Annotated in this window: 8 protein-coding genes; 2 read left to right on the top strand and 6 right to left on the bottom strand. The window is 71.0% G+C overall.

The genetic code is table 11. The annotated features are described in order from the left end of the window. Positions 1-174 precede the first annotated feature (174 nt). Together ACZ7IB_RS48245 and ACZ7IB_RS48240 are read left to right on the top strand one after the other, a co-directional pair. Complete coding sequence (locus ACZ7IB_RS48245; RefSeq protein WP_470921659.1) at positions 175-501, top strand: hypothetical protein; 327 nt, start codon at positions 175-177, stop codon at positions 499-501. Between the two features lie 374 nt (positions 502-875). Continuing rightward, entirely contained in the window at positions 876-2969 is a 2094-nt protein-coding gene (locus ACZ7IB_RS48240) for an ATP-binding protein (RefSeq protein WP_470921658.1), read from the top strand. Between the two features lie 66 nt (positions 2970-3035). On the opposite strand, the gene ACZ7IB_RS48235 is transcribed toward ACZ7IB_RS48240, so the two are convergent. The 6 genes from ACZ7IB_RS48235 to ACZ7IB_RS48210 all read right to left on the bottom strand — a co-directional run. After that, positions 3036-4160, bottom strand: a complete 1125-nt coding sequence (locus ACZ7IB_RS48235) for a hypothetical protein (protein ID WP_470921657.1) — start codon at positions 4158-4160, stop codon at positions 3036-3038. Positions 4161-4226: 66 nt separating this feature from the next. Further along, complete coding sequence (locus ACZ7IB_RS48230; RefSeq protein WP_470921655.1) at positions 4227-4529, bottom strand: hypothetical protein; 303 nt, start codon at positions 4527-4529, stop codon at positions 4227-4229. A 194-nt stretch (positions 4530-4723) separates the two neighbouring features. Then, positions 4724-6790, bottom strand: coding sequence for a type IV secretory system conjugative DNA transfer family protein (locus ACZ7IB_RS48225; protein WP_470921653.1), 2067 nt, complete (start codon positions 6788-6790; stop codon positions 4724-4726). Positions 6791-6803: 13 nt separating this feature from the next. Beyond that, the gene (locus ACZ7IB_RS48220) at positions 6804-7304 is read right to left on the bottom strand and encodes a hypothetical protein (RefSeq protein WP_470921651.1); all 501 of its coding nucleotides are present in this window, start codon (positions 7302-7304) and stop codon (positions 6804-6806) included. Between the two features lie 2 nt (positions 7305-7306). Beyond that, a complete protein-coding gene (locus tag ACZ7IB_RS48215) occupies positions 7307-8056 on the bottom strand; it encodes a hypothetical protein (protein WP_470921649.1) in 750 nt (249 codons plus the stop codon). A 94-nt stretch (positions 8057-8150) separates the two neighbouring features. Beyond that, the coding region (locus ACZ7IB_RS48210) for a hypothetical protein (protein ID WP_470921647.1) at positions 8151-8408 on the bottom strand (258 nt) is incomplete at its 5' end.

Below are 8408 nucleotides of genomic sequence, written 5' to 3'. Positions count from 1 at the left end.
GCACCCCGCACTCACCGGGCCCCTGAGCGCCCTGGGCGGCCTCCTCGGTGCGGCGGGAGGTCTCGCCGCATGGCTGCGCCAGTGACCCGGGCCCGCCCGGCCTCGGGGGCCGGGCGGGCTTGTACCGGCGGGCGGGCGGTGGGCCGGTCATCGGGTCGGCGCGATCCTGGAGGTATGGCCCGTGTGCGGTTCTGCGCGTCGTGCGGGGCCCGGCTCCCGTTGCGCGCGCCGGCCCGGCGCCGGTACTGCGATGACGCCTGCCGGGCCCAGGCGTACCGGGACCGGCAGACCGCCGACCGGATCATGAGGCTCGCGCTCATGCTCGGCGAAGCGGAGTGGAACGACGACACGGGCATGATCCGGCTGCTGACGTGCCCGGTCTGCGGCCGGATGACGTTCGCCGGCGGGGGCCGTCGACGGGACACGGTGTACTGCTGCGGGACGTGCAGATCAAGGGCTTGGCGCCGCCGCTCGGCCCGCCGGGCGGGGTGGGAAGCGTGACGTACAGCCGTCACGAAATCCGCCTATACCGGCGGGTATGACGCCTCCACGTCACGCTCACCGCGGGCTGCTCGGTGCCGCTACAGGGCGCGCAACGGGTTGCCTGTCCGGTTGCGGTTCGGGTTGCCGGGCGGGTTGCGCAACGGGTTGCCCGTGCCTCTGCCCGGTGGCCGCTGCACCGCAGGTAGCAGGCGGTGACGTACTGACCCGCCGCACTGACACCTCTTCTGTACAGGAAGAGGCGCCCTTCTTCCCTCTCCTCGGGGCGTTCGCGCGGGCGCTGAAGGGGCCGGTCGGTGCGCGGGGCGCTGAACTCCTTTTCAGCGGGGCTAGATTGGGCCGGTACGGGCAATCGGCTGGTCAGGGGGTCATTTATGGGTGCCGACGGCACGCACGACGCGCACGAGTCCGTGTTGGGCCCGGTGCCACCCGTACCCGGCCACGCACCGGTCCCACCACGCCCCGACGGGACGGCGTTCCTCGCGTGGCTGCGTACCCCGCGGCCGGAGGCGGCTGTGGGGATATGGCGGCTGGGGCACCGCGCGCGCCCGGAGCAGGAACCGGAGCTGGTGCCGGCCCGGCAGCTGGTGACCGGTGCACTGCTCGCTCTGCTGGCGGCCTGGTGCGTGTGGTCGCTGATGTACAACGGCTACGTCGGCCTGTGGTGGCTGCTCCCGCTGGAGCTGGTGACGCCGGATTCCTGGCGGTACGGGCAGGCGGGGGAGACGACCACGGTCCTGGTGTACTACGGCTACTACGCCCTGATCGGCGGGGGACTGCTGTTCACTGCCGGGCGGATGGGGCGATGGGCGGAGGTATGGCGCCGCTACGGTGCCTCCCGCGTATCGCCCCTGCGGCCCGAGACGCCGAGCCCGGCGCCGGCCCTCGAGGACGACCCGGCCCAGTGGCCGCACCTGCGGGCCGCGGGCGCGGACGCCGCGGCTGACCGGCTGGCCTCGGACGCCGGCACCGGCCTGATGCGCGACGTCGACCACGCCCGGATCATGCGGGCCTGGCACGCCGCCCGGTCCGGGCACCGCGTCGAAGCGTTTGTCGCAGCGGTCCGTGAGCGCGGGGCCGCCGCGTGCGCGCACCCGTCCGGCGCGCGGGACCTGCCCGCACGGGTGGCGCGGCATGATCTGCTCACCCATCAGGTGCTGCTGGGCACGGCGGCCGACACCGCGAAAAACCCCTACGCGTACCGGGCCGCCGGTCTCGGGGTCGGGCCGGATCTGCTGGGCACGTCGCTGCTGGCCGTCGGCCCGTCCGGCGCGGGCAAGACCACCCGGGTCATCCGGCCGCTGGTCGAGGCGCTGTGTCTCCAGGCGCTCGCCGGACGGGCCGCGGTGGTCGTCGTGGGCGCGGCCGGCACGGACCTGGGACCGGCCGGGCAGTACGACATCGTCGTCCGTATCGGTCACCCGGACTCGGCACACGACCTCGACCTGTACGGCGGGACCACCGACCCCGACGAAGCAGCCGCTGTGCTGGCCGAAGCCCTGACCGGTGATCTCGCGGGGGAGCAGGGCGGGGACAGTCGCCGCGCGGCGGTCGTGCTGGGGCGGCTGCTGGGGCCGTTCCGGGCGGTCCACGGCCGGTTTCCGTCCGTGCCGGAGCTCCGCCAGCTCTTGGACGGCGTGCCGGGGGTGCTGGAGGCGCTGCGGGCGGCTCTGGAGACGTCGGGGCAGCAGGGGCTGCTGCGCGATCTCGACGCGTGCGGGCGCCAGTTGGCGGTGCCGGGCGGTCTTGGTGCGGTGCTCGCTGACCGTGTCGCGCTGCTGGACCGGCCCGCGTTCGCCGCGTTCTTCGATCCCGAAAGCAAGGGGCGGGCGTTCTCGCTGCGGGCCCTCGATCACCCGGTGAGGGTCCGGATCGATCTGCCCGACCGGGGACACCCCGACGCAGCGCGCGTCCTGGCGCGGCTCGTGCTTGCCCAGTTCACCGCGTACGCCGTGCAGCGGGAGGACCGGTCACTGTTCGCCGCCCTGGTCCTGGACGACGCGACCGCCACCGTCACCGCAGACGCGGTGCGCGGGATACAGCGGCTGCGGTCCGCGCACGCGGGGCTCGTGCTCGCGCTGCGCACGCTGGATGACGTGGCGGACCCGCTGCGCGGACCGCTGCTGGGCGCGTTCGGGTGCCGGGTGGCCCTGGCCGGGATCACACAGTGGGACGGGCAGCAGTTCGCCCAGGCATGGGGCACCGAGTGGATCGAGACGCGGGACGTCACCGACCGGCAGGTCTACGCGGAGACGACCGGCGGCCGGGCGTGGCACGCGGTGCGGAAGGCGATCACCGGAAAGGCCGTCACGACGCGGGCGGTGACGGTGCGGCAGGTCGAGCGGGAGCGGTGGTCCGCGTCCGAGCTCGCGCACGCGGTGCCGCCGGGCCACGCGGTGGTCTCACTGTCCTCGGTGCAGGGGGAGCGCACGTCCCCGCTCCTGGTGAACCTGCACACCCGCCCCTGACCCGTCGGGACCGCAAAAAGCGGGCCGCAGCCAGCACCCGGCTGCGGCCCGCTTCGCTGGGCCCGGCTACTCGTCCTTCTTCGGTTTCGGTTTCGGGGTGCGCGACCCGTGCGCGCCCATCCCGCCCGAGATCGGATTCGCCGGTTTCGGGGTGCTGCGGGAGGTGCCGTTGACCGGGCGGTCGCCGCCGCGAGCGCCGTGGGTGGAGATACCCCGCTGCACACCCACCGCGGCCCCCGCGCCCCCCGCACCTCCGGTGACCATCCGGGCGGCGCCCCCGGCGGCCCGGCCTGCTGTACGGGCGACCTTTATCGAGTCGCCGAACGCGGGGAATTTCATGATCAGGAAAATGGCGGCGCCGAGCGCGCAGACGGACACGGCGAGCCCGGTGACGACCGGTCCGTGCTCGCCGGTGCTTTCCAGTGCGGACGCGAGTCCGAGCACGATCACCACGATCGGTTCGATCAGCACCAGGCCGACCATGACGGCGGCCCAGCGGCGGACGTGGCCCCAGAGGTCCTTGTCGACCAGGCCGGAGTAGACGACGACGCCGAGGACCGCGCCGACGTACAGGCTCAGTGCCCGCAGGACCAGGAGCAGGCACAGGGCCCCGCACAGCAGGATCGTCACCAGGGACATGATGATCTGAATGACCGGGCCTCCGCCGGTCTTGCCCGCCTTCAAGTTGTTGCCCAGCGTGGCGAACAGATCGGCGCCGCCGTTCCCGAGGCCGGCCACCAGAGCATCGGTGACCGAGCTGACCGCGCCGACGAGGGTGTAGAGGATCAGCGGGGTGAACGCCGCGGCGCCGACCGCGAGCCACAGCAGCCCGATCGCTTCCCCCATCGCGGTGCCCATCGGCACACCGCGCATCGCGCGTTTGGCGACGGCGAGCAGCCACAGGACCAGGACCAGGACCGCGGAGGCGGCGAACACCACCGCGTATTGCTGGAGGAAGTTGCCGTTGGTGAAGTCGACGGAATTGCGGTCGGCCACGACCTTGCCGAGCTGTCCGGCCGTCCAGGCTGCCGCGTTCGCGACTTCCTGGGCGAGCTGGTGCAGCGGGTCAAGGCTGTCGAGCGCCCCGCTACCGCCGCCGCTCCCGCTTCCGCCGCTGCTTCCCCCGCCTGATCGGCAGTAGTTTCCGGCGGCTCCGGTGATGGCGTCGCACGGGTCGTCAGCGGGCAGCATTGATCCCTCGCTCCTGGTCGTGATGCCGGATTCGCGGCACGGGAGTTCCCCCTCGCTCGGTGACGTTCAGTTCATAGTGTGGCGGGCTGTGCGGAGTTGAGTGGCTGCTGTGGTCGTGTACTGGCCAGCCTGGTGAAGCGCGGTCAGGCACTGGGTGGTTCGTGGGCCCGGCTGCGTGTGCTGTCCGTGGGCGGCGGCGATCTGTTGGAGGGCGGTGGCGGCCGCGGTGGTGATCCGGGTCAGGTCGTCGACGGCCTGGCTGGCGGTGTGCGGGGCCCAGGTGGCGCGGCCGGTCTGGACGTCGCGGACGAGCCGTTCAAGGGCATCGGCGGCAACGCGGGCGTGCTGAGCTGGATTCTGCGGGGTCATAGGGCCTCCACCGGGGGGTGTCTTTCTGATGCGTTCGATGCGTCCGCGCAGGTCAGAGTAGGGATCTGATGCGTACGGAGCGGACGCATCGCACGCATCGCCTGGACGCTGCAGGAGCCTTCGGAGGGTGTTGGAGACGCACCAGAACGCACCATCGGGGCCCTGGTACGCATCGTGCACGCATCGGGTACGCATCACGACACCGCCTTCCTGATGTCGGCCAGCCGGTAGGCGGCCGGTTTCCTCGGCCGGTCCGGCAGCCGGACAGTGGCGATGTCGATCCCGACGCCCCGCAGCTCGGACTTGATCGTCCGCCCGATCATCAGGTTCCGATTCTGCTTGCCCTCCCAGCGCCCGTAGACGTCCGGCGCGGCGGCCGCGAGATAGTTGCCGAGCTCGGTGATGGTGAGCGCCTCGGGGTCACGGTGCGCGGCGAACGCGTCCAGCAACAGCCGCACCGGCGGCGGCACTTTGACGGCCGTGTGGTGGCCGCCGAGGGTGAGCTGCGGCCGTGGGGCCTTGAGGCGCTCCTCGACCCGGCGTGCGGCTTCGTCGGGGGGCAGCAGGGAGGCGTAGCGCAGGATCGGTTCGCGGTGGCGCGGGGCGATCGCGTAGAAGCGTCCGGCGTCGGCCGGCTCTTCCGGGTCGGGTGAGGGGACGAGCAGATGTGGCCACCAGCCCAGGGAGATTGCGTCTTGGCGGCCGACGACCAAGGGCACGTCGCCAGCGCGGCAGGGCAGCATGATGCGCAGGCCCGGCACGTCCGCGATGGCGTCGCCCATGACGTCCTGGGTGGCGTCCTGCGTGACGATGACGACGGAGACCAGGGCCTCTCGGCCGAGGTTCCGCAGGAGCTCGATCGCCAGTTCCTTGCCCCTGGGGGAGAGCTTGATGAACTCGTCCAGGACCACGACGATCGCGGGGTCTTCGGGTGTGGGTTCCCACATGTTCTGGGTCGGCGGCATCGACGCGATACGCCGCTTGGCCTCCGCGATCAGCCGCTCCAGGACGAGCTCGGCCTCTTCGGGACTGCGCGCGGTCATTGCGGCCAGCGGCGAGAAGACCTTCAACCCCCTTTTGACGGGGTCGATGTCGATGATCACCGCGTCGAAGCAGGCGGTCACGAAGTCGGCGATGCGCTGGATCAGCGCCGTCTTCCCGCCGCCTGTGTCCGCGACCACGATGGCGTGCTGCCCCGCGAGCAGGACCGGTGTTGTCTGGCCCTCGATGGACAGTCCGAGGTCAAAGGGGTTGCGGATCGAGCAGGAGCCCGGTGGCCGCATGGGGATCGGCAGCGGGTGCTCGAACGGGTCCTTGGTGAGGATCCGGAGCTTGATCTCGGCCGCGTCGTCGGGAGATGCCGCAGCGGCCATGATGCGGCCCGTGCCGACCCGTAGCGGTGTGGCCAAGTCCTTCAGGATGGCGGGGAAATCGGCAAGGCTTCCGACCTTCAGCACGATAGGAACCTCCCATCCGTACTGCGTCTCGACCGGGGTTCGGATCTCCTCGATCTCCACCCTGCGCTTGTGCCTGAGGACCGCGAGGCGAACAGCCTCCCGGACCCGTGCCGGGTCGCGGCCGGCCTCCGCGAGCGGGAACGGGTCCGCGGGCTCCTCGGTCAGCTCCACGCCCTTGATCTCCTGTGGCGGCACGAACAGCAGCCGGGGGATGGGCGGCCGGCGCTTGCGCGGGTTGCGGCCCTTGGCGTACGCGAGACCCGCGAACCACACGCCCGCCAGCGCGGCGACGACCAGCGCCGCAGGAACCGACAGCGCCCACACCCCGATCCAGGCAGCAGGCAGCAGGATCATCAGGACGAGAGCGGTGAGATGCCGACGGGAGCGGACCTGATCGCGGGAGGCGGCCAGAATCGGCGGCGTGACGGGCTGCGGCTGGAAGTGCTCCTGGCCCATTTTGATCTGGAGCTGGGCCCACTGCATCATCCGGTAGGAGATCATCGGGGACGCCCCGCCGCTCCCGAACATGCTGAACCCGCCGTACCGGCCGCCCTGGTAGCCGCTCTTGCGCTGCGCCTGCATCCGCTGCATCTGCATGTACGTCGCCTGCCGCTGCTGTTGCTGGAGCAGGTTCATGTTCGTCTTGAGCTCCGCGGCGTGTCGCCGCCGGATCCCCTCCCACATCCGCCACTGCTCGTTCAGGGCGCGATGGGCAAGGTGTACATCGGCTAGATCCTCCACTCGCCACCAGCGGCCCCACTCGGCACGCAGGTGCCGCACCCCGACCCCGAAACCCCCGGACATGCGCTGCTCCCGCTCAGATGGTGTGGATCAAGATGTTGCCGATCGTGTTGCCCGAGGTCCGGATCAGACCGAGGGCCATCCCGATCAACCCAGCCGAAGCGCCCAAAAACACCCCGACCGCCGCCCCGCGAATGACCGGCTCCCTGAGGTCGGCGCGCCCGGACTTGATCAGGCCCGCGTACAGGGCGAGCAGGCACAGCCCCGCGATCGCCCCGCCCACGGCGACCCTTTCCCCGCCGGTCACCGGCCCCGCAGCCCCGGCCTTGGCGACGGCCCCGGTAGCGCCCTCCAGGGCGTAGGTACCGATCCCGTCACCGAAAGCCGCGGCGGCGCCACCCATCACCCCGAAAAGCCCGCCACCGAGGAACAGCAGCGCGGCCAGGGCGACGCCGGCGAAGAAGTGGACCTTCGGGGTCGGGTCACCGCCCCGCCACCGCCCGATCTGATACATCAGGATCACCAGCCCCAGGGCGACCGCCCCGATCCCGCCGGCAGCGGCTCCCGTGTCGTTCATGCTCACGCTCCTGTCAGGAAGTGGACCGCCGCGCGCCAGATGACGCGGATGACGGCAATGAGGAAGCTCCAGACCACGACGGCCACGGCCAGACGCATCAGGTACCCGACGTACGGGGTCGTCCACGCCCGCTTGGAAAGCCGGACCAGTCCGACGGCCACGGCCGAGACCAGGTGACCCAGCGCGGCACCGAGCCAGCTACCGATCGGCAGGACCATCAGCACCAGCCCGACCAGCACGAAGCACAGGACGACCCCGACCGGGGCAAAAATCCCGTCCTCGGAGACCGAAGCCGCCATGCGGTCCACGCTGCTGCGCCCGCCCCACGTCACCAGCAGCGCCAGCAGGATGCCCGGGATGTTGTACCGCAGCAGCAGCCACCGCAGATCCAATTTCCGGGACTGCTCCTGTGCTCCTGGCAGGTGGGAGGAGATCGCCTCCCCGATCTGAGCCCCGATCTCGTGCGCGGCCACGATGCCCTGCATGCCGTGCCCGGCCCCGGCCCCGGCATCGCTGTCCGCTCCGGGCCAGTGGCCCTGTTCCGGCACGCCGGGCATCCCGGCCCCGGGAGGGGGCGCCGAGTCGGCGTCGGCCCATTCCGGTACGCCGGTTGCGGGCGCACGCCACCAGTCGGGATCCGGTCCGTCAGCTGCTGGCGGGATACCGGGCGCATCGAGGCCAGTGGATTCGGGGGGCAGCGATGGTTCGGAGCGCGGGGCCGGCACCTCCGGCGGCAGCGGCTGACTCACCACACGCGGATCCGTGCTGCCACCGTTTGGGTCAGTGCTGTCCGTCATGTTCGCCCCCGCGCTTGATCACCGGATGCAATCTAGGCCGCACTCCCCGTCAGGGCACAACCCGATGTTCACGAGTACCGACAGCACCGGCCGCCTGTGCGTGGTACAGATCCTGGTACAGAGTGTTTTTCTGGTGTGGCTCTGGATCGACAATTCTGTTGGCTAAGTCTGTGTTTTTGGTTGGTGGTTTTTCGGGGTTCGGGAATTTGGATGGTGGGTCATTTTTTGATGGGTGGTGAATTCGGTGGTGGTGTTTTGTGGCGACCGATGGATTTCGGGTCAGTGTCTGATTGTGTGTCAGGTGATG

The sequence above is a fragment of the Streptomyces sp. NPDC037301 genome (assembly GCF_055602785.1).
This window is presented reverse-complemented; position numbering and strand designations above follow the sequence as displayed.